Genomic DNA, 20,357 nt, shown 5'->3' on the forward strand with positions numbered 1-20,357 from the left:
CCGCAACCACCAACCAGCACCGAATCTTCGCGCACCATGGTGCGCCTCGATGACGGCGCCGTGTTGCTGACCTGCGGATATTCGACATTACACAGGTGGACGCCAATCGGTCAGCGGTGATACACAGGCAGATATCGGCGACCAACGACGGCACGTCGGCCATCCTCTCGACCATCGACCGTTCCCCACCGCCCCGGCTACGGGCGGACGCCACCGGACAGCAGTCGACACGCGGCTCTCCACAGGCACCGCCCCGGGCCGCTGGTGCACGCGGGGTCTTCGACAAGGGAGTTGCCGTGAGGTATCTGCGTATCCGTTCCCGCCAGCAGCCGTACGAGATCGCGGTCCTGACCACGGCACCCGTCTGCGGCATCCTGATGATGGCCCTCGACGTCCGTCCGACCTCCGTCCAGACGTCCATGCCGGCGCCGGTCCAGGTCGCCTGGGAGATCGGTCTGATCACGGTGGGCGCGTGTGGGCTGCTGGGCATCCTGTGGCCCGGGCGGCTCTCCACCGGGCTCGGCATAGAACTCGCGTCGGTCCTCGTGCTCGGCACGATCACCGGCATGTACGCGGCGGCCCTGATAGCCCTGTGGAGCCAGCAGACCCTGGTCGCCGTGTCCTTCGTCCTGGCGGTGGCGGTCGGGTCGCTGTGGCGGGCCGTGCAGCTCGCCGTCGACCTACGTCGCCTGGTCCACGCCTGCGAATGTGTGAGCCACGAACAGCTACAGGGAAGTGTCCCGTGAGCAACTCCCCCGCACCGGCCGCGCCGCACTGGGTGCAGATGGCGCTCAGCGTGTTCGGCATCGTCGGCGGTTCGACCGGTCTGGCCGCGATCGCCACCGTTTTGGTGCAGCGGGGCAAGTTCAAGGCCGATGCCGCCGACACCCTCACCGAGGCCGCACTCACCCTGGTGCAACCGCTCCAGACGCGGATCACCGAGCTCGAGGGTGAGGCGCTGCACGCCCGCTCCGAGCTGGGCACGCTGCGCGAGCAGGTCAACCAGTTGCAGTTCGTCGTCCGGGTGCTGACCCGCACGTTGGACCGGTGGCGGGCCGCCATCCGCGCGCCGGACGCCACCCTGCGCAAGGTACGGTCTGTGGTCGCGGAGTCCGAGCGGCTCCCCGAGGGCGGCTGACCGGAGCCCCGGTTCCACCGCACCGGCGCCACGAAGCCGGCCGACGAGGTCGCGTACGGCCGCCCGGAACTCGGGGTCGGACTCGCCCGGATGGTGTCCGCGCAGCGGTGGCGGCCGGCGGTCACCCGACGGCGGCGGGCCGTAGGCGGCGCCGTGCCGCTGGCCTGCGGCGGTGCCGACCCGGGACGCGGTCGGGTAGCTGTCGGGGTTCAGGAACGTCTCCAACCAGGGCGCCTGCGACTGCCACCACTGGCCGTCGGTCATGCCGGTCTCCCGTTCCAGGTCGACCACCTCGGACGCGGCACGCGCGGAACTCTTCACGTGCCCGAGCACGAGAGTGAGGACCGCGTCCATCTCGACGTCGGTGAGCCCGATGTCGGCGACCGCGCCGAGTTCGTGGTCGTACTTGGCCATCAGGTTCGGGCCGAGCACCGGGCGGGTCGGCTCGGCCCGCACCATCCACCGGTGTCGCTGGTAGAGCGCCAGGTTGTCGCGGGCGATCCGCTCCAGCCGAGCCCGCCAGTCGCCCTCGACGGCGGAACGCGGCATCTCGCCGTACGCGGTGTCGATCATGACGTCGACGAGTTCGGCCTTGCCCGGCACGTACGTGTAGTAGGGAGGTCAGAGCCCTTCGCGGTCGTCGGACAGCCTCGGCCCGGCGGCGGCCGGCACGAGGTGACGTACCTCCGGGACGCCGTCGGTCAGCTCCCGGGCCCGCGCCTCGGCCTCGCGGTCCTCACCGGTCAGCCGGCCACCGTGCTGGCGCAGGTGCTCGTCCCACGACGGCACCAGGTACACCTCGACGAACCGGCCGGTCGTCTCGGCCGGCCGGAACAGCCCCCAGCGCATCGCGCCGGTGCGCTGCCGGGCCCCGCGCACCGCGTCCATCGCCGCGAGGAACGGCCCCTCCCGCTCCGGCCGGACGGTGTACCGCACCGTCACCAGCACCGGCCCCACCCAGGGGTCCGGCTCGTGCGCCAGGTGCAGTTGCGGCCAGTAGGCCGCCGGTTCACGGTTCGCCGACCGCAGGTCCGGCAGCGGCCAGATCCGGCTGGTCACGGTCCCGACGAACATCAACGCCGCCGCCGTGAGGTAGGCGGGGAGCAGCCCGCCCATTTCGGCCACCAGACCCCACAGCAGCGCGCCGACGGCCTGCCCGCCAGCGAAACACACCTGGTAGACGGCCAGGCCCCGGGCACGTACCCAACTCGGCAGGAAGAGCTGCATCTCGGCGTTGATGTTGGCCAGCACGGTCACCCAGGCCATCCCGGCCGGCAGCAGGGCCACGAGCACCAGCGGCACCACCCGCACGGTTCCCACCACCGCCAGCGCGGCGGTGAACAGCACGCCGGAGACGAGCAGGAGCTGATTGGCCGACAGCCGGGTGCGGATCACGGCCAGCAGCACGCCGCCCGCGATGGCGCCCACCCCGAGCGCGCCCAGGAGCAGCCCGTACCCGCCGGAATCCAGCCCGAGCCGCCGGGCCGCCACCAGCGGCAGCAGCGCCCACAGCGCGCTGGCCGGGATCACGAACACCAACGCGCGGCGCAGCAGTCGACGCACGATCGGCGAGTGGCGCACGTAGCGGCTCCCGGCGCGCAGCGCGGCGGTGAACCGCTCGGGCACCTCCACGGCGCGGGCGTTGCCGGGCCGCCAGCGCCACAGCGCGTACGCGAAGATGGCGAACGCCACCGCGTTGAGCCCGAAGACCGGGGCGACGCCGGCCCGGGCGATGAGCACCCCGGCAGCCGCCGGCCCCACCGCCCGCGCCACGTTCACACTGATCGAGCCGAGCGCCGACGCCGAGCGCAACTGCTCCTGGGGCACCAGCTCCGGGATCACCGCCGACCAGGCCGGCAGGGTGAGCGCCTGCCCCACCCCGAACGCGAAGGTGAGGGTGAGCAGCAGGGCCGGCGGCATCCGGTCGGTCAGGGTGAGCAGGGCCAACGCCACCGCCACCGCGACCAGGAACAGCTGCACGGCGATCAGCAGGTGTCGGCGGTCGAAGCTGTCGGCCAGCACGCCAGCGGGCAGCGCCAGCAGCAGCACCGGCAGCAGGCTGGCGGTCTGCACCAGGGCGACCAGCGTGGCGGCGTTGGAGTGGTGGATCAGCAGCCACTGTGCGCCGACGGTCTGCATCCAGGTGCCGACGTTGGCGGCGAGTAGGGCCAGCCAGAGGTTGCGGTAGACGGCGAGGCGCAGGGGTGCCCACGCGGAGGCCGGACGGTTCCCCGCGCGGCCCCCGCCGTCACCACCGCCCGTCCGCGCGCAGCACGCGCTCGCCGGAGACGTAGAGGTCGTCGGGTCGCAGCAGCAGCAGTCGGACGACCTCGGTGGCGACCTGCTCGGGCAGGGCGTAGATCTCGTCGAGGAACTCGGCGCCCACGCGCTCCTGGAGCCGGGTCGGCATCGGCCCGGGATGCAACTGCATCACCTTGACCCGGTTGCTGTGCTGGGCCTCGGCCAGCGAGTCGACGAGGCTGCTGCCGTAGCTCTTGGTCGCCCGGTAGACCGGAATGCCGGGCCGGGGCGCCGCCAACGCCATCGCACCGACGTACACGATGTTGCCGTAGCCCTGCCGGTCCAGGTGCGCCAGCGCCTCCCGCAGCAGGTACGTCGTGCCCAGCACGTTGACCTCCACGGCCCGCCGGATGTGCTCCACTGACAGGTCGCCCAGGTCACCACCCGCCCAGATCGACGCGCACGCCGCCACCCCGTCGACGGCGTCGTGCCGCCGCACCACCTCGGCGAAGGAGTCCCGGATCTGCTCGGCCGAGGAGACGTCGCAGACCGCCCCCTCGCAACCGAGCGCGTCGGTCGTCGAGGCAACCTCGGCCGGCATGTCGCCGAGCACCACGACCCGGTGCTCGTCGACCAGCAGCCGTGCCACCGCGAGGCCCAGTCTGCTGGTCCCGCCGACCACCACGAAGGTCCTGACGCCCATGTCACTCCAGCCGCCGCCACCACAGGTCACACTCCGCCGCGTCCTTCCCGTTTCCGGACTCCGCACACCCCGCCGGTAGTGCTGGGCATACCCGGGAAAGGGGATCTGGACGGCTGGGGCGGCCGGTGGCCGCCGATTAGCGTCTGCGGCATGACCTCGGAACACCCTCGTCACCTGGCCGCGACGCTGCGCCGCCGCGACTGGCTGATCTCCCCCTGGCCCTGGCGCGCGCTCGCCTACCTGGTCACCACGGTGCCGATCGCCGGCGTCCTGACCGTCGGGCTGCTCGCCATCGCCGCGCCCCTGCTGGCCGCCGCCAACGGCCTGCGGCTGCACGGTAGGCCGCCGGAGATACCGCTGATGCTGTTCCTGGCGGTCGGCAGCCTCACCATGGTGGCCCTCGCGCCGCTCGCGAGCGTCCCGGTCGCCGCCGTCGAACGGTGGCGACTCGGCCTCGTGGACGGCCGCCCGCTGCCCGCGCCGCCGTGGCCGGGGCTGATGGCCCGCTACCGCAGCGCGGCCGCCTGGCGGGAGGTGGCGTACCTGTTCTGGCTGAGCGGTGTCGTGCCGGTCGCGTACTGGGTGCTCCTGGTGCTGGTGCTGCTCGACGTCGGCATGGTCACCAGCCCCTGGCTGGTGGGCGAGGCCGATCCGGTGGTGATCTGGCGGCCGATCGAGAGCACCGGCGAAGCCGTCCCGTACGCGATCGTGGGTGTGCTGCTTCTCCCGGTGCTCGTCTACCTGGCGGGGCTGCTCGCCGCCGTCCAGGCCGCCGTGGCCCGGTGGGCGCTGGCCAACCCGGTCGACGTGGCCGCGCTCCGCGAGGTCGCCCGCTCCCGCACCCGGCTGGTCGGCGCGTACGAGGCGGAACGGCGTCGCATCGAACGGGACCTGCACGACGGCGCGCAGCCCCGGCTGACGAGCCTCACCCTCCAACTGGGCCTGGCCCGGCTGGACGTACCCGAGGACTCCCCCGCCGCCCGGCCCCTCGCCGTGGCGCACGACCAGGCGCGCGGGCTGATGGTGATGTTGCGGCAGTTGGTGCACGGCATCCGGCCGCAGAGCCTCACCGACCTCGGCCTGGCCGACGCCGTACGCGAGGTGGCCGACGCGTCCCCCGTCGCGGTCACGGTGCACGCGGATGTCGACGGTGACCTGCCGGAGATCGTGGAGACCACCGCGTACTTCGTGGTGTCCGAGGCGTTGGGCAACGTGGCCCGGCACGCCGGGGCGACCCACGCCGAGGTACGCCTCACGCGGGCCGACGGTGATCTCGTCGTCGAGGTGTCCGACGACGGGCGCGGCGGCGCCGACCCCGCCCGGGGCACCGGGCTGACCGGTCTCGCCGACCGGGTCGCCGCCGCCGACGGCCGGTTGCTGCTGGCCAGCCCTCCCGGCGGGCCTACCCTGATCCGGGTGGAGCTGCCATGTCGCCGGTGACCCGGGTGGTGCTCGCCGAGGACGAGGTGCTGCTGCGCGAGGGTCTGGTCGCGCTACTGACCCGCTTCGACTTCACGGTGCGCGCGGCCGTCGGCTCGGCGCCCGAGCTGCTGGAGGCGGCCCGCGCGCACCGGCCCGAGCTGGTGCTGACCGACATCCGGATGCCACCCGGTCGGCGGGACGACGGGCTGCGCGCCGCCGTCGCGCTACGCGCCGAGCGGCCCGACCTGCCCGTGGTGGTCCTGAGCCAGTTCGTGCAGACCGGGTACGCGGCGGCGCTGCTGGACAGTGGCGACGGCCAGCGGGTCGGCTACCTGCTCAAGGACCGGGTGGCCGAGGTGACCGAGTTCGTCGACACGCTGCGTCGGGTCACCGACGGCGGCACGGCCATCGACCCGGACGTGGTGCGGCAACTGCTGCACCGACCCCGCGACCCGCTCGCCGCGCTCTCCGCCCGGGAACGGGAGGTGTTGGCGTTGCTGGCCGAGGGGCGCTCCAACGCCTCCATCGCCGCCCGGCTGCACGTCACCGAGGCCGCGGTCGGCAAGCACGTCGGCAACATCCTGCTGAAGCTCGACCTGCCACCCAGCGACGACACCAACCGCCGGGTGCTCGCCGTGCTCACCTATCTGCGCGCCGACCCGGTGGGCTGACCAGCGGCGGGCCCGGACCGGCCCCGGGTCGGGCACGGCGTAGATTCGACCACCGGCACCGCCGCCGGTCCAGGGCGCGGGCCAGGAGAAGGGGGTACGGCATGGCGGAGGCGCTGCGGGTCGGTCTGCTGGGGTACGGGCTGGCGGGTCGGGTCTTCCACGCTCCGCTGATCGCCGCGACACCCGGGCTGCGGCTGGACGCCATCGTGACGCGCGATCCGCAGCGACGCGAGCAGGCCCACCAGCACTTCCCGGACGCCCGCCTGGTCGACGACGCCGACGAGCTGTGGCGTACACCCGACGCTCTGGACCTGGTCGTGGTCGCGACGCCGAACCGGCAGCACGTGCCGATGGCGCGGGCGGCCCTCGCGGCCGGCCTGCCGGTCGTCGTCGACAAGCCCCTGGCCCCCACCGCCGCCGACGCGCGGGCGCTGGTCGAGGAGGCCGACCGGCGGGGAGTGCCGCTGACGGTGTTCCAGAATCGCCGCTGGGACGGCGACTTCCTGACCGCCCGCGCGCTCGTCGAGCGCGGCGAGCTGGGTCGGGTGCTGCGCTTCGAGTCCCGGTTCGAGCGGTTCCGCCCGGCGATCAAGCCGGGCTGGCGGGAGCTCGCCGGGCCCGAGGAGGCCGGTGGCGCCCTGTTCGACCTGGGCGCGCACCTCGTCGACCAGGCCGTGCAGCTCTTCGGCACGGTCGAGCGGGTCTACGCCGAAGTCGACCGTCGCCGCGCGGGCGCCGAGGTCGACGACGACGCGTTCGTGGCGCTGACCCACGCCAACGGCGTGCGCTCGCACCTGTGGATGGGAGCGATCACCGCTCAGCTCGGCCCGCGCCTGCGGGTGCTGGGCGACCGGGCCGGCTACACCACCTACGGGCTGGACGTGCAGGAGGCGGCGCTGCACGACGGCGGCCGACCGGACCAGCCCGGCTGGGGCGAGGTCCCGCCGGAGCGGTACGGCCTGCTCGGCGTCGACGGTGACCTCCGCCCGACGCCGACGGTGCCCGGGGCGTACCAGAGCTTCTACGCCCAGGTGGCGGCGGCCCTGCGCGACGGCACGCCGATGCCGGTGGACCCGCGCGACTCGGCCGCCACGGTCGAGCTGATCGAGCTGGCGCACCGGTCAGCGGCCGAGGGCGTGGTGCTGCCGGTCCCGACCTCCTGAGGCTTGCTCCGTCTCCTGCTCGGAGGGGGCCCCTTCCTGCCCGGAGGGGGGCTCGTCCTGCCCGGAGAGGGGCTCGTCCTGCCGGAGAGGGGCTCGTCCTGCCGGAGAGGGGCTCGTCCTGCCGGAGAGGGGCCCCTTCCTACTCGGAGGGGGCCTCGTCCGTTACGCGGGCGTCGTCGTCGGTCAGCGCGTCGTCCGACGAGGTGGTGAGGTCGGCGAGCCGGCGCTCGGCCTCCCGGACCTCCTCGTCGAGCCGAAGGTTGTCCTCGTCGGGACCCTGCGACATGGGCGACCTCCATCGCGCGCGGACCGCCCCCGTGTACCCGGTCTGCCGCAGGGAATGCGCCCACGGAACCTGGGCGCAGCCGGGGTTGATCCACTCCACTTTCGCGATGTTGCGGCATCACGGCCTCGGGATGCCCCCACGTCGGCGATGTCGAGTTGATCGAGCGCGCTCGGCTTGATCACTTGATGCTCACCAGTTCCAGGAAGCCTCTCCGAACTGGTGAGCATCAAGTGATCAAGGACCACGAAGGGCGCGCCGATCAGGTGGGCGGCTTCTCCGCGACCCACAGGCCACGACCCTGGAGGCCCACCACCAGACCACGGGTCTGCAGGACGATGACCGCCCTCTGGACAGCGGTCACGCTGACGTCGTAGAGGGCGGAGAGATCGTTGTACGTGGGCAGCCGCTCACCCGGCGCGTACTCCCCACTTGCGATGCGTGCGGCGAGATCCTCGGCCACCTCGCGGTATCCGCTGGTCGGTATGGGCGTGTGAAGGTTCCTTCGTTCGGCACCATCCATCGGATCACGCCGATCACACCCCTTCAAGACCAACAATGCCTTAGGTACGGCCACCGAGCTGTTCACCGCCAAACGCGTACTCGACGCGCACTGGACGGATGCGCTCGACTCACCGTGGCGAGCAGGCGGATGCCTGGAGTGCAGAGGCCAGGACAACTGCCCTCAGCTTGAGTGGGCGTCGGCGCTCGCGGCGGAGGTCGCCTCGGTCATGTTTCAGAAACAGTGATCCGGGAGCGCGAACAGAGGGGGGTCGAGCACCGGGTGGGCCGGGGGCGCGGGGGGCGTTGCCGGCCCGACCCGGTGCCGGATCAGCGCTGCTTCAGCTCACGCCAGGATGGGTGCGTACCGCGCCAGGCGTCGGCGAGGATGGTCGCCGAGGCCCGGCTGGGGCACTGCTGCACCCGCTCACGACCCGACGCCCCACCGATCTGGGCGCGGACCTCCCAACCTTGCCCGTCAGTACGGATGTACACGTCCCGGCGCCCGCGCGGGGTCGTGTCACCGTTCCACCAGTGTTCCTCCACCTTCATTCGCCGACCGTATAGCAATTTCCGCGTCGGGGGTACGGCGCAGGTGCGCGCATATCGGCCTGATAGCCACAATACGGGCACACTTCCACCTGTGCGTCGGTGGGAGGAACCGCAACGGCGACTCCTCCCCACCTGAGCGATGAGTCAGGAGGCGACTCACATGCCGTTCAGGACTCCGGCCAGGGTGTTGGCCAGCCTGTCCTGCCCCGAGGGGCTGCGGTGCGGCGACCCACCCCCCGCGGTGACCTGGATGTCACCCGGCGTGAACGGCGGCGGGAACGCCACCCGCACGGCCGGGTCGAACGGGACACCCATCTGGATGGCCCAGTTGAGGTCGCTGATCACGGTTCATACGGTGCCGACCCAGAGTGGATCGATAAGTGGTGACAGCATCGACACCGGTTGTGGCGGTATGTAGCACAGCACGGCCGCCGACAGGTACGCCTTGAACTGCATCCAGCCGTACTGACCGATCGGCGAGGGCGCCCAGGCGATCCCGTACCGGCTCCGGGCGCCGAGGCGCACGCACTCGTAGAGCGCCACCGCCTCGATGGTGGGCTGCTCGCTGCCCCGGGCCAGGTCGGCCGCGTGCCGGGCGGTACGGATCGCCGCCGTCAGGTCCCCCTCGGCCACCTGCACCCAGGCGCGGTTCAGCTCCACCCACGCGTGGAAGATCCGGTTGGCGGTCCGCTCCCGGGCGTCCGCTGCGGCCAGCCAGCAGCGGGCGCCGGGCAGGTCACCGGCCAGGGCCCGGACGCCGGCCAGCTCGGCCCAGTACGTCCGCACCAGGTGGTACTGGTCGTTCTCCTCGACCAGGGCGATCGCCTCGCGCAGGTCTGCCTCGGCAGCGTCGAGCTGCCCCTGCGCCTTGCCGATGATCCCGCGGAACCCGGCCCAGACCCCGACCATCCCCCGCGCGTCGCTTGCCACCGCCGCGCGGTAGCCCTCGTCGGCCAGCTCGACGGCCTCGGCCAGCTCGCCGGCGGCGTACCGGGCGTAGCAGAGCCCCAGCCCGACCTGGGCCTCGTGCCAGGGCAGGTGCTCGGGCGCGGCGGCGAGCACCGCCCGGCCCCGCCGCGCCAGCTCCGCCGCGAGGCCGAGCCGGCCGAGCCGGCCGAGCATGCCCGCCGCCGAGGCCGCGCCCATGGTCGCCCAGCTGGCCGCGCGTACGCCGGTGTCGGGGCGGGCCAGTACGGCCTGGCCGACCGCCAACGCGGCCCGGACGCTGCCGGAGCGCAGTTGCCACACCCCGGCGACCAGCGCGTCGTCGCGTCGACGCAGGGGCATGCTGGCCAGCACGTCGGCGAGCTGCCCGAACACGCTGCGGGACCGGCTGGCGGGCATGCTGGCGCGCAGCGCCTCGCCCGCGCGGACCGTCGCCACCGCCACCGCCAGACCGTGCACCGCGAGCGGAGACCCAATGGCACTCCACCCCGTTCGCACCGGCCCGCGCCAACGCCTCGCGCAGCAACCGCGTATTGCCCACCCCGGCGTCGCCCACCAGCACCAGGCGCGGCACCCGAGCCGCCACGACGTCCTCGATGGTCCTCAGCTCGACGTCGCGGCCAACGAGTGTCCATTCCCCACGTCCCGGCATGACGACCCTCACCTCGCCCTCGGGGCAGCCCTGCCGTCCACCCTATGGGCAGTCCCGACAGTTTCGCTCGACAGCGGTCGATGCTGGTGGGGCCGCCATCGGCTGGCACCGCATCCACGGCGAACCCAACATGCGCTCAGCCCTGGGCGGCGAGCAGGTAGTCGTCGGCCTCCGGGCTCCACCGCAGGTCGATGGCACCGATCGTGGCGGCGGCCTTGCAGAACTGCAGGAAGCTGCGGTAGCCGAGCTTCTTCTCGCTGAAGTCGGGCCGGACCCGGCGGAGCTGGTTCTTCAGGCCGGAGAGCGCCACCGGGTTGCCGGCGCTGCCAAGGTCACCGACCACCCCCCGGAGCAGGCCGAAGGCCACCTCGCGGTCGCCGTGCTCGGGCAGGGACACCTCGGGGTCGCCCTTGGCGGGCCCCTCGGCCAGGTCGACCACGTTGTGCTCGGCGAGGTGGCGCAGCAGTTCGCCGAAGGTACGGAAGCCGTAGTCGGACTCGCTGAAGGTCGGGTCCTTGCGCAGCAGCGTGCGCTTGAGCCGGGAGGCGGTCACCTCACCGCTCGCGTTGCCCTGCAACCCGGCCACCGTCTGGGCGACCTGCACGGCGAGCGCGTCCACGTCCCGGCCGGGCTCCTCGCCCACCGGCCGGTCCTCCACCTCCTGCTCCCGCTGCTGCTCCGGCTCGGGCGGCCGCTGGTCGGGGCCGGGTTGCCGGGCCGGGCGAGGGTGCCGGCCGCGCACGGGCGGGATGTCCACGCCCTCCAGCCGGTCGTAGTACAGGAACTCGTCGCACGCCGGTGGCAGCAGCGCGGACGTGGATCCCTCCACCCCGACACCGATGACCCGCTTGTTGAGCTCACGGAGCTTGTGGACGAGCGGAGTGAAGTCACTGTCGCCGCTGCAGATGACGAAGGTGGAGATGTAGTCGCGTTCGAACGCCAACTCGATGGCGTCGACGGCCATCTTGATGTCGGCGGCGTTCTTGCGGGACGCGCCCATGCGCTGCGGAATCTCGATGAGCTCCACGTGGGATCGGGTGAGCATCCGGCGGTCCTCGTCGAAGTACGACCAGTCGGCGTACGCCCGGCGCACCACGACCCGCCCGCGCTCGGCCAGCGCGTCGGCGATCGGCCGGAAGTCGAAGGCCGCGCCGCTGCGATGGTCACGGGCCCCCAACGCCAGGTTCTCGTAGTCGAGGAAGAGGGCGATTCGGTCTTCGTGCTCCACGCGGCTCACCCTACGCCGGTCGTACGGGGTCGGGACGCACGCGACGCGCCACACCTCAACTCGCCTATCGTCCATTTCTTGCGGTTCAATAGTGGCCTCTTTCATTTTTCGAATGCTGTCTTGCAGTGCGATGTGCGGGTGCTGCAGCCGACCTGAACTGGGACATCGGGCTCGGCACCATCTGGATGTTCGCCCTGGACCGCAGCATCGACGCGAACGTCGAGGCGACCGGCGACGCGTACCTGGACAGCACCTACAACGCGATCATGCTGGTCAGCGACTGGCCGGTGAAGGACCTCTACTCGATCACCGACGTGCGCTTCCGCGACGTCCGGGTCGACGGCACCGGCACCTCGGTGCTCAGCGCCCGTACGGCCGGGTCCGCCTCGTTCGCCAACGTGGACGCCGCAACGTGGGAGCGGTCGGCGTCAACAACTGCGGATCGTTCCACTTCACCCCGGCCGGCTCAAAGTTCACCCTGACCGACCTGGGCGGCAACGACGGCGGCTGGCTCGCGCCGTGGCTGCTGCCCAACACCATCACCTGCGACGACCGACCGCCGGTTGCACCGCCGCCGCGTACACCGGGTCGGCGCAACCGTCGTACACCCAGCGGCGGCCCAGCGCCGAGTGCTCCGTCGTGCCGACCAGCCACTCGTCAACGTCGTCGAGCGGCGCGGCGCGGTAGGTCAGCGGCACCTGGTGGACCGGCCCGTCGGCGGCGGCGACCAGCATCGTCTCGATGCCGACCTCGCCGGCCGGGTCGTCGAAGCGGTACGCCCCCCGACTCACCACCTCGACGCCGGCCGACCCTGGTACCAGGGTCGGCCGGGCAGCCAGGTCGTCAGCAGGTCGAGCTTGGTCGGGCGCAGTGTCGCCCGGTGCAGCAGTGCCATGCGCAGGAGCCTAGTCAGAACCCCGCGCAGGGGTTGCCACCTACCGTGCAGCCCTCCGGCTCCCGGGCCTTCGGTCGGCTGTCGCGGACGTCGAACCGGATCGTCCGCGACCCGCCGGCCGGCACGGCCGCGCCGGTGAAGGTGAGCGCCTGCCCGTCACTGGACCAGTCCGCCCCGTCGACGTCGTCGACGCTGCTGCCCTCGGCGAGGGTCACCACCACGACCCACTGCTCGACGGGCGCGGGCCCCGGGTTGTCCACCACCACCTCCCCGGTGTAGCCGAACAGCCGGCTGGAGTCGGTGTCGTAGCGCGCGACCAGCGGCGGTGGCGGCGGCCCGGTCGGCGTGGGCGAGGGTGAGGGCTTCGCCGACGGGGTACGCGTCGGACGGGCGCTGGTCGGCGTGGCGGTGCGCGACGGGGGACGCGCCGAGGGCGTGGCCATGGGTTGCGCGGTCGTCGCCGCCGCCCCCACGACGCTCGGCAGCGGCGTCGGTGTCGTCGACGGGATCGGGGCGGCCACGTGGTCCGGCTCGCCCGGCAGCGTCAGCCACGCCACCGTCCCCGCCGCCAACACGACTCCGACGAGCCCGATGACGACCGCACGCCGACGACGCCGGGCCGGGCCGGGCGCGCCGATCACCGGCAGTTCGGTGGTCATTCCGGCCTCGCCCCGTCGCAGGTCGACCTGCTGGAACGCGAGCCAGTCCAGAATGGCCGGCAGGCGTACGGTCAACGCCTGGCGCAACTGCTGCTCGCGGGCGTCGTGCTGCTCGTCCGACCAGGCGCCGTGCGTCGGCACCTCCCGCACGGCCAGCCGACTGCCCTCCTTGGTGGAGGTGACGGCGCAGGTCAGCTCGGTGAGCCGACCTGCTTCGTCGCAGCGCAACGCCAGCAGCTCCGGCACCCGCCGCTCGGTCACCTCGACCTCGACGTCGGCGTCGAAGCCGGGCAGATCGGCTGTGTGCAGCCGCAGCCGGTCCGGTACTCCCTCCACCATGTCCGCCTCGGCGAACCAGCGGCCGAGCAACTCCCGATCCGTCAGTGCGAGCCAGACCCGGTCGGACGGGTGGGACAGGTCGACGTGCGCGCCGATCTCGATCACGGCGAGACTCTAACGGGTAGCCAGGAGGCTCCTCGGCCGGCGGTCCTCAGCCCCAGCGGGTCGCCCGCTCGGCCGCCGCCGCCAACGCCACCCGGGCGGCGGCGCTGAGCTCGGCGACCAGCTCGGCCGCCGGCCATCGGTGCGGCGCCGATCGGGTGGCGCAGGGCGGACAGCACGGACATCCACCCATCCTGCCGTACCGTGTCGGTCCGCCTGGCGTCGTCGTGGGTCAGCGTCGGTCGGTGTGCCGCCGCCACAGCAGTCCGGCCACGGCGACGAGCGCCAGCAGCGTGCCGGCGCCGGCCGCCAGCGACACCACCCGACCGCCATCGATGCCGGCCGCCTGCGCCGCCGGGCTGGCTGCGGCGGCCGACGGCGGGGCCGCCGTGGTGGACTCCACGGGATGACCGGCGGGGGCCGCCGTCGCGGGATACCGCAGGATCGTCGGACGGCTGCCGGCCGGTTGGTCGGCGGACTCGGAGACGGTGAGCAGCGAGCGGCCGTCACGGCTGTAGGTGATCGACTCGCCCTGCGGCTCGTCGGGCAGCGGCGTGATCCGTGGGGTACCGCCGGTCAGCGCGCCGACGACGTCGCCGCCGGACACGTCGTACTCGAACGCGTCGGCGTAGCTACGCAGCACCACCCGGCGGCCGTCCGGGGCGCTCGCCGCCCCGGTCACGACGCCCCGCCCGAGAAACGAGAACGGGTTGCTGGTGGTGGTGGACGGCAGGACGACCTTGCCCACGGAGGCCAGCGGTGTCGTGGCCCCGGGCTTCAGCGCGGTGGTCGGCGCGTACAGGACGACGGTGCCGCTGCCGCCCTTGGTGATGATCAGCGGCCGTCCGGTCGTGTCGACCAGCAACGCCTCGGCGTCGTGCGCGTTGTCCGGGTACGTCATCCGGTGGAGCACCGGCCGATCCGCGCCCGGCGCGAGCCGCCACAGCCCGATCGTCTCGCGGTTGCGGTCGTTGTCACCGATGTCGGCCACCCAGAGGGTGCCGTCCCGGCCGACGGCCAGGTCCTCCGTGTCACGGGGCCGGGTGGGGTAGCTGACGGTCCGTGCCACCGCGCAGCGCTTGTCGAGGAAGAAGATCCGCCGCCGGGCCGCGTCGTCAGCGCCGTCGTTGACCACGACGTACCCGTCGTCGGTGGCGACCATCCCGGATATCTCGTTGATCCGCTCGTCGCGGATCTCGCACACCGCCGCGCCCGCCCTCGCCGCGCCCGCCCTCGCCGCGCCCGCCCTCGCCGCCGACGCGCTGGCCGCCGCCGGGACCGCCGGAACGACCACGCCCGGCAACGCCGCACCGGCCAGGAGAGCCGCCAGCGTCGCTGCCGCGCGGACGCGCCGCTCCCGGGTCACCCAGCCGCGTACCCGCATCGTCCGCCTCCTCGTCGCGGCCGTGGCCCGGCCATCCCGCCCATCCTGGCCGATCGGGGCCGGCGGCGGCGACCAACCGCGCGGACCCGACGACACCCGTTCCGGGCAGCGGCGGGGTACGCCGGACGGTTCTCCGGCACCCGCACCGCCACCGGATCTGTCGTACCCGTGATCCATGATCGTGTCGTCGCAGCGCCGCCGCCACCGGCCGGCGCGCGCACCACCCTGGATTCTTCTCGATGTGGGAGGCCGTGACGTGACGAACGCCGACGAAGCCGACTGGCGGCGGCGCAGCGTGGTGGCGGTGCTGCCGCCCGCCCGCCCCCGCAAACTGGCGAAGGTGCCCTTCGTCGAGCTGGCCGACGGACGCCTGCAGGGCGTGGTCTCCAGCGGGTCGGACGTCGAGCGGGTCTACGTCTCGTCGGTCGCGGCCGACACGCACGCCTACCAGTGCAGCACCAACAACAACCGACCGTGCGGTGGCTTGCGCGAAACTCCGTGCAAGCACCTGCACGCGCTCGCGGACGAGGCCCTTCTCCAGTACGGCGCCGACCGCGTCACGCGCTACCTGCGCGTCGACCCCGGCGACGGGGTGGCCAGCGGCGCCGAACTGCTGGCCCGGCTGGACGGTCAGCCCGAGCCGGCGTCGGCGGCGGTGGTGTTCAGCCGATTCCTGCGCCACCTCGCCTACCTGGAGGTTCCCGTCAGCACAGCCCCGCTGCCCGAGCTGCACTGGTTCCCGGCAACCGGGGCAGGCCGCTGATGCGCGGCGCCCAGGTCGCGCCACTGCGTGCGGCCCCGGCCGGGTTGACCGACGCGCTCGACGTGGTGGCCGGCTTCGACGACGCCCTCACCGACGGCTTCGGCCGGGTCGGCGAGCGGGGCGCCTCCGCACTGGTCGCATTCGCCGACGCGTTGACCGGCACGCCACTGGGCGGCCCGGTGGCCGTCGCGGTCGACGCGGTCATCGCCGGGTCGGTCTCGCCGCAGCACCTCGCCGCGCTCGCCGGAGCGCGCTCGGCGCTGCTCGGCGCGGCACACGACGCCCTGCTCGGCCAGCTCGACGAGACACTTGGCCGCACCCGGTCGCCGTGGACGACACCGACCAGCCCGCCTCCCGAGGCGCCGCCCGCGCTCGCCGCCGCACGGGCGTGGTGGCACGAGGTGGCGGTCACCGGCTGGCGGGGCGTCGACCACGAGCTGCTCTCCGTCGCCGCCGGGGTGGTCGAGACCAGCCTCCTCGTGCCGGAGCTACGACGGATCGCGGTGCTGCTCGACGGGCTCGCCGCGGAGCTGCGGGCCTGCGTCCCGGTCGCCACCATGGCGCAGGTGCCGGCACGCCGCTGGGGCGATCTCTGGGCTCGCGGCGTTCTGCTCACCGGGGGCACACCGCCGCCCGGTGAAGCGCCCTCGGTCTCCGGCCGGCTGTTGCCGCTCGGCGTGGACGTGCACAGTCACGACACGGCGGTGCAGGTTCAACTGCACGCCATCCTGGAGCCGGCGGACGGCGGGCCGGCGCGGCTGGTCCGCACGGCGGTCACCGCGGCGAAGGTCGACACCATCGTCGGCCCGGCGATGTGGCGGCTGCTGTCGCAGCATCCGGCGCTGCTCACCGCGCTGGCCGACAAGCGGGCGTTGACCGTCACCGACCTGCCGCTGCGCGGCGGCGACCTGGGCTGGGTCGACGATCGAGTCCGGCTCGACGAGCCCGCCGACCCGTTCGCCACCGCCCGGGTCCTGTTGCCCGCCGCGACCACGGCCGCGACCGACCCCCTGGACCGGCACCCGGCGGGCATCGCCGAGCCCGTCCTCGACTGGGCCGAGCCCGCCCCCGGCAACGCGCAGACCTTCCCCACCTGTTGACAGGCTGCACCCATGAGGTGTACCGCGAGTTACATCGATATTCGTGGAGGTGGTTGGTTTGACCAGAGCCCACAGGATCAGAACTCTGCGCCGCGTATCCGTCGCTGCATGCTGCGCTGCTGCGGTGTTCTTCGGCGCGATGCCCACCGCTGCGGTGGCTTCGCCAGCACCATCGGTAGCGTCGGAGCCGTCATTGCCCTCGCGGGCGGGTCACTTCGCGCCCTACCCGGGTGTTGTGGTCAGCCCGCAGACGGAGTCGTCCGATATCAGCGCTGGCGGCTGCATGTACCGGCAGGCCGTTGACGACCCTCACCTGTCCGGTGGGGAGACCTCCGTTCACGGCTGGTGGATCAAGGTCTCCGGCAGCTGCCCCGAGAAAGCAGACGCGGCGGTGAATTTGCAGGGCTACTTCTGTGACTCCTTCTCGTGCTACTGGGTGACGGTCGGGTCGGGCAGCGGCAGGTACTACCCCGGGGGTGGCTCCGGCCAACGCGCCACTGGCAGAAAGACGTGCTCGAACTCCTCGACGGTCGGCTGGCGCGGTGTCGTGGACGTGGACCTACCCGGGATTATCGACCCGTCCGGCACCACTACGGGAACCGTTCAAAACCTCGCGTGCAGCCCCTGACCGCCTCTGCGCCAATTCGGACCCCGTGAGCTGCAAAGCTTGTTTCAATAGGACATGCTCCAGCCGCACCAGCGTCGGAGTGCGTCGCAGCAGCTGATCGGGGTTGAACGGTCTACCGCGATGAGCTTCGACGCGGCAACGCGGGACCTCCGAGGAAGTGAGCGACGTGGAGAGCGGTTGGCATGCGTACCCGGACGCTGCTGACGATCACGCCGATCTTCGCCCGGTTGGCCCAGGACGAGTCGTAGGGCTGGGTGCGATCTGCGACATCCGACCGGAACGCCTTGACGACCCGGACGCCCAGAGCTTCTCGGTAAGTGAATTCGCCGCGCTGGATGACGGCCGCCGCGTGATCTTGCACGATGCTCGTGGCTTCACGATCGGCCGGACGTCCGTTAGCACACACGACGATGCTGTCCCGGACCACGTGGCCCGGGACAGCATCGTCCACGCGACGTTGAACGCCGTTCTTCCCGACGACGACGAGAACCCCGAGCCACACCCGTGGGCGGAGCTGGCCGACCTGGCTCGAGCTCGCGGCCTGAAGGTCTCCGCAGAAGACCTGCGCGGTCTTCCATACGACGTGATCCTCACCGACGACGTGCTTCGCTGGCTCGCAAAGCCCTGAGGCCGACGACAGCCACCGCTACCGAGTCCTCGTCCACGAAAGTGAAGCCCCCGGTCTACCCGCGCCGGGTCTAGCGTGACCTTTCGTTGCGATGTTCCCCGAGGGCCGGTAAGCGCGCAACTTCCTGACGGACAAGGACGTCGCTGGAGGCGGCACCCCACGCGATCGATGCACGTCGTAGGGTACGAACATGGGTCTCTTCGGGCGCAGCAGTGCGCCGTCTCGCCCCGCCGAGCCGGACGACGATGACAGCCTGGACCACCAGGGCATGGCGCTGGAGCTGATCGACGGATGGACCGGGCACGACGACACGCGCCTAGCGCAGTTGCCCGACACCGAGCTGGCCGCGCAGGTGCAGGCCCGCCAGGTGCTGTACGACTACGTCGACCGGATCTGGGAGGATGCCTCCCGCACCTGCCGCAGGGTCGAGGCGTAGACCCGACGGGTGCCGGCGGTTTCCGGGTGATCGAGGGTAGCCAGGAAGCCGTCGATCGCCTCGACCACGGACGGCCCCGCCACCGGGCGCAGCCGGCGCACCGTACCCACCCGGACCACCCTCCCGCCCTTATCGCAGAAAAGCACGACGAGTCAGCGTCGTACCGGTCGCGGTCGGCTCAAGGTCACCGCTTCCGCTCGGACACCCTATCGCAGAAAATCACGAGCTTTCTGCGATAGCGCCACCGCGGCAACGTCCGCCTACAGGGGGGCGTCCGCCTCCGCCAGATTCCGAACTCGGGTGCCCACTAATTGATCTTGCCTAACGGGACTTCTCCGAGCGTTGGTCCTCAAGGGCCTGGTCGACGCGATATCCAATCTGCTCGGGTACGACGGCGGGTGGCTGCCGGTCGACGACGCTCCCGGCGAGCAGGGCGGGGTGGCCGCGCTGCTGGCGAGGCATCCCGACACGGTCGAGGCCGTCGCCGCGCGGGTGGTGCGCCAGGCGTGAGTGCGACGGCGGGGGGGTAGGCAGCGGCCCGGCGTCATGTCGACTCCCGCCGGGCAGGAGGCTTCGATGAGCACGTACCGGGACGAACAGGGCGACCAGTTTCCTCCCCCGGAGGCAGACGCCGCCGAACAGCGGCAGGACGCGTTCGACGTGGGACCGCCGGACCGGGTCTCCGGCGACGTGGACCCGGAGGCGTCCGAGGCCGACCTGGCCGAGCAGGGTGCGCTGCCGGCCGGCGCTCTGGAGGAGGTGACGTCGTTGCCGGCCGACGCCAACCCGGCGGACGCCCTCGAACAGCGTCAGGAGATCCCGGCCCGGGACGAGGGACGCCGCACCTGAGCACGTCGGTCGCGCCCGGCAGGGCCGCAACCGGCAGGGCCGCAACCGGCAGGGCCGCGACCGGCGGACGCATCGGTCGCGTCCCACGGCGGCTCAGCCGACGACGACCTGCCACAGCGTCCCAGGCCGGCCCAGCCGACGACCTGCCACAGCGTCCCAGGCCGGCCCAGCCGACGACGACGCTGGCGGTGAGCGTCTGCACCAGCAGGGCCATCAGGTTGGCCACCACCACGACCCACGAGCAGATACCCGTAGCGGGCGCCGGCCGCCGAGTTGGTGGCGAAGTTGCCCGGGTCGACGTACGCCACGGCGGCGACGAACGCCGGGCCGAGCAGGATCAGCCGCCCGCGTACCCGACCCCGGGCGCGGGCGATCTGTAGCGGCGTCGCCGTCGTCGCTGTGAGTTCGTTGGTCACCATCGAGCACCTCCCCCTCGAGTACGGATCGCGTGCCTGTTCCCTTCCCGGAGGGCTGACCCGTCGGCGCCAGAGGCTGGCCCACGGGTGCCACGGTCGTCTCGCGCTTGACAGCCGCCGCCGGTCCGACCAAGCTGTCTATTAGTCCTACTGTCGTAGGACAACAGGAAGGATCATCACGAGTGATCGAGTTCGTGCTGGACAGCCGGTCGAAGGTGAACACCTACATGCAGCTCGTGCAGCAGGTGAAGCAGGCGCTGCGGGTCGGTCTGCTAGCGCCCGGCGATCAGCTACCGAAGGTTCGGGACGTTGCCCAGTCGCTGGCGATCAACCCGAACACGGTGTTGAAGGCGTACCGGGAGTTGGAGATCGAGGGTCTGGTCGGCGGCCGACCCGGGGTGGGCACGTTCGTTCAGCGCACCCTGGCCGGCGCGTCCCTGCCCAACCAGGCCGAGCTGCGCGACGACCTCGCGGCGTGGCTGCACCGGGCGCAGGCCGCCGGCCTCACGGCCGAGGACGTCGTCGCCCTGGTGGAGACCACGCTGCGCGCCACCCTCACCGACGACACCCCACAGAAGGAACCCGCGTGAGTTGCCCTGTGTCAAGCCGCCGCAAGTTGATCTTGTCTGATCAGCTGTTGGAGGGCTCTGTGGTGGTCT

Annotated in this window: 24 protein-coding genes and 4 pseudogenes; 14 read left to right on the plus strand and 14 right to left on the minus strand. The window is 72.3% G+C overall.

All coding sequences use genetic code 11. The features are described 5' to 3' along the window. Positions 1-296 precede the first annotated feature (296 nt). Positions 297-746: a hypothetical protein gene (locus ACLQ24_RS22960; protein WP_425893777.1), complete on the plus strand. Its 450-nt coding sequence runs from the start codon at positions 297-299 to the stop codon at positions 744-746. After that, on the plus strand, positions 743-1,138 hold the full coding sequence (locus ACLQ24_RS22965; RefSeq protein WP_425893778.1) for a hypothetical protein: 396 nt from the start codon (positions 743-745) through the stop codon (positions 1,136-1,138). Before ACLQ24_RS22960 ends, ACLQ24_RS22965 begins: the two co-directional genes overlap by 4 nt. 135 nt (positions 1,139-1,273) lie before the next feature. On the opposite strand, the pseudogene ACLQ24_RS22970 reads toward ACLQ24_RS22965, so the two are convergent. From ACLQ24_RS22970 to ACLQ24_RS22980, 3 genes and pseudogenes are all read right to left on the minus strand, one after another. Next, positions 1,274-1,750, minus strand: a pseudogene (locus ACLQ24_RS22970) (TetR/AcrR family transcriptional regulator C-terminal domain-containing protein); the annotation flags it as partial. Positions 1,751-1,759: 9 nt separating this feature from the next. Further along, a pseudogene (locus ACLQ24_RS22975) lies at positions 1,760-3,346 on the minus strand (MFS transporter); the annotation flags it as partial. A gap of 40 nt (positions 3,347-3,386) precedes the next feature. Further along, positions 3,387-4,082 carry an SDR family NAD(P)-dependent oxidoreductase gene (locus tag ACLQ24_RS22980; protein ID WP_425893779.1) on the minus strand — a complete coding sequence of 232 codons (696 nt, stop codon included), beginning with the start codon at positions 4,080-4,082 and terminating at the stop codon, positions 3,387-3,389. A gap of 150 nt (positions 4,083-4,232) precedes the next feature. Here ACLQ24_RS22980 and ACLQ24_RS22985 point away from each other — a divergent pair, with 150 nt between their 5' ends. The 3 genes from ACLQ24_RS22985 (at position 4,233) to ACLQ24_RS22995 (ending at position 7,338) form a co-directional block, all read left to right on the plus strand. Further along, entirely contained in the window at positions 4,233-5,522 is a 1,290-nt protein-coding gene (locus tag ACLQ24_RS22985) for a sensor domain-containing protein (RefSeq protein WP_425893780.1), read from the plus strand. Further along, entirely contained in the window at positions 5,510-6,175 is a 666-nt protein-coding gene (locus ACLQ24_RS22990; protein ID WP_425893781.1) for a response regulator transcription factor, read from the plus strand. Before ACLQ24_RS22985 ends, ACLQ24_RS22990 begins: the two co-directional genes overlap by 13 nt. A gap of 101 nt (positions 6,176-6,276) precedes the next feature. After that, complete coding sequence (locus ACLQ24_RS22995; RefSeq protein ID WP_425893783.1) at positions 6,277-7,338, plus strand: Gfo/Idh/MocA family oxidoreductase; 1,062 nt, start codon at positions 6,277-6,279, stop codon at positions 7,336-7,338. Between the two features lie 139 nt (positions 7,339-7,477). On the opposite strand, the gene ACLQ24_RS23000 is transcribed toward ACLQ24_RS22995, so the two are convergent. From ACLQ24_RS23000 to ACLQ24_RS23025, 6 genes are all read right to left on the minus strand, one after another. Further along, complete coding sequence (locus ACLQ24_RS23000; protein ID WP_425893784.1) at positions 7,478-7,624, minus strand: hypothetical protein; 147 nt, start codon at positions 7,622-7,624, stop codon at positions 7,478-7,480. Between the two features lie 259 nt (positions 7,625-7,883). Further along, on the minus strand, positions 7,884-8,084 hold the full coding sequence (locus ACLQ24_RS23005; protein WP_425893785.1) for a winged helix-turn-helix domain-containing protein: 201 nt from the start codon (positions 8,082-8,084) through the stop codon (positions 7,884-7,886). Positions 8,085-8,452: 368 nt separating this feature from the next. Next, on the minus strand, positions 8,453-8,674 hold the full coding sequence (locus ACLQ24_RS23010; protein WP_355050387.1) for a hypothetical protein: 222 nt from the start codon (positions 8,672-8,674) through the stop codon (positions 8,453-8,455). Between the two features lie 156 nt (positions 8,675-8,830). Further along, a complete protein-coding gene (locus ACLQ24_RS23015) occupies positions 8,831-9,019 on the minus strand; it encodes a hypothetical protein (RefSeq protein ID WP_425893786.1) in 189 nt (62 codons plus the stop codon). A gap of 3 nt (positions 9,020-9,022) precedes the next feature. Beyond that, positions 9,023-10,063: a hypothetical protein gene (locus ACLQ24_RS23020; protein WP_425893787.1), complete on the minus strand. Its 1,041-nt coding sequence runs from the start codon at positions 10,061-10,063 to the stop codon at positions 9,023-9,025. 344 nt (positions 10,064-10,407) lie between these two features. Beyond that, on the minus strand, positions 10,408-11,499 hold the full coding sequence (locus ACLQ24_RS23025; RefSeq protein WP_425893788.1) for an NYN domain-containing protein: 1,092 nt from the start codon (positions 11,497-11,499) through the stop codon (positions 10,408-10,410). A gap of 149 nt (positions 11,500-11,648) precedes the next feature. Between ACLQ24_RS23025 and ACLQ24_RS23030 the strand changes: the two are divergent. Further along, positions 11,649-12,076, plus strand: a pseudogene (locus ACLQ24_RS23030) (glycosyl hydrolase family 28-related protein); the annotation flags it as partial. On the opposite strand, the gene ACLQ24_RS23035 reads toward ACLQ24_RS23030, so the two are convergent. The 4 genes from ACLQ24_RS23035 to ACLQ24_RS23050 all read right to left on the minus strand — a co-directional run bounded on the left by ACLQ24_RS23035 (position 12,039) and on the right by ACLQ24_RS23050 (position 14,656). Then, positions 12,039-12,293: a maltokinase N-terminal cap-like domain-containing protein gene (locus tag ACLQ24_RS23035; protein WP_425893789.1), complete on the minus strand. Its 255-nt coding sequence runs from the start codon at positions 12,291-12,293 to the stop codon at positions 12,039-12,041. The pseudogene ACLQ24_RS23030 and the gene ACLQ24_RS23035 sit on opposite strands and share 38 nt — an antisense overlap. Positions 12,294-12,408: 115 nt before the next feature. Next, positions 12,409-13,497 carry a cellulose binding domain-containing protein gene (locus ACLQ24_RS23040; protein ID WP_425893790.1) on the minus strand — a complete coding sequence of 363 codons (1,089 nt, stop codon included), beginning with the start codon at positions 13,495-13,497 and terminating at the stop codon, positions 12,409-12,411. Between the two features lie 46 nt (positions 13,498-13,543). Next, a complete protein-coding gene (locus ACLQ24_RS23045; RefSeq protein WP_425893791.1) occupies positions 13,544-13,687 on the minus strand; it encodes a hypothetical protein in 144 nt (47 codons plus the stop codon). 39 nt (positions 13,688-13,726) lie between these two features. Next, the gene (locus ACLQ24_RS23050; protein ID WP_425893792.1) at positions 13,727-14,656 is read right to left on the minus strand and encodes a hypothetical protein; all 930 of its coding nucleotides are present in this window, start codon (positions 14,654-14,656) and stop codon (positions 13,727-13,729) included. Here ACLQ24_RS23050 and ACLQ24_RS23055 point away from each other — a divergent pair. The 7 genes and pseudogenes from ACLQ24_RS23055 to ACLQ24_RS23085 all read left to right on the plus strand — a co-directional run bounded on the left by ACLQ24_RS23055 (position 14,646) and on the right by ACLQ24_RS23085 (position 19,282). Beyond that, entirely contained in the window at positions 14,646-15,050 is a 405-nt protein-coding gene (locus tag ACLQ24_RS23055; RefSeq protein ID WP_425893793.1) for a hypothetical protein, read from the plus strand. The two genes, ACLQ24_RS23050 and ACLQ24_RS23055, sit on opposite strands and share 11 nt — an antisense overlap. Before the next feature lie 123 nt (positions 15,051-15,173). Next, positions 15,174-15,641: a hypothetical protein gene (locus ACLQ24_RS23060; protein ID WP_425893799.1), complete on the plus strand. Its 468-nt coding sequence runs from the start codon at positions 15,174-15,176 to the stop codon at positions 15,639-15,641. Further along, positions 15,641-16,690, plus strand: a pseudogene (locus ACLQ24_RS23065) (hypothetical protein); the annotation flags it as partial. The gene ACLQ24_RS23060 and the pseudogene ACLQ24_RS23065, both read left to right, overlap by 1 nt. A gap of 836 nt (positions 16,691-17,526) precedes the next feature. Continuing rightward, complete coding sequence (locus ACLQ24_RS23070; RefSeq protein WP_425893794.1) at positions 17,527-17,997, plus strand: hypothetical protein; 471 nt, start codon at positions 17,527-17,529, stop codon at positions 17,995-17,997. A gap of 190 nt (positions 17,998-18,187) precedes the next feature. After that, a complete protein-coding gene (locus tag ACLQ24_RS23075; RefSeq protein WP_425893795.1) occupies positions 18,188-18,433 on the plus strand; it encodes a hypothetical protein in 246 nt (81 codons plus the stop codon). Positions 18,434-18,775: 342 nt separating this feature from the next. After that, entirely contained in the window at positions 18,776-18,943 is a 168-nt protein-coding gene (locus tag ACLQ24_RS23080; RefSeq protein WP_425893796.1) for a hypothetical protein, read from the plus strand. Between the two features lie 66 nt (positions 18,944-19,009). Continuing rightward, entirely contained in the window at positions 19,010-19,282 is a 273-nt protein-coding gene (locus tag ACLQ24_RS23085) for a hypothetical protein (protein ID WP_357120288.1), read from the plus strand. On the opposite strand, the gene ACLQ24_RS23090 is transcribed toward ACLQ24_RS23085, so the two are convergent. Continuing rightward, complete coding sequence (locus tag ACLQ24_RS23090; RefSeq protein ID WP_425893797.1) at positions 19,243-19,698, minus strand: hypothetical protein; 456 nt, start codon at positions 19,696-19,698, stop codon at positions 19,243-19,245. The two genes, ACLQ24_RS23085 and ACLQ24_RS23090, sit on opposite strands and share 40 nt — an antisense overlap. 182 nt (positions 19,699-19,880) lie before the next feature. On the opposite strand from ACLQ24_RS23090, the gene ACLQ24_RS23095 reads away from it, so the two are divergent. Beyond that, entirely contained in the window at positions 19,881-20,288 is a 408-nt protein-coding gene (locus ACLQ24_RS23095; RefSeq protein WP_425893798.1) for a GntR family transcriptional regulator, read from the plus strand. Positions 20,289-20,357 lie beyond the last annotated feature (69 nt).

Origin of the sequence: Micromonospora sp. DT4, from assembly GCF_049841675.1 — a bacterium.
In the GTDB taxonomy this organism is placed as follows: Bacteria; Actinomycetota; Actinomycetes; order Mycobacteriales; family Micromonosporaceae; genus Micromonospora.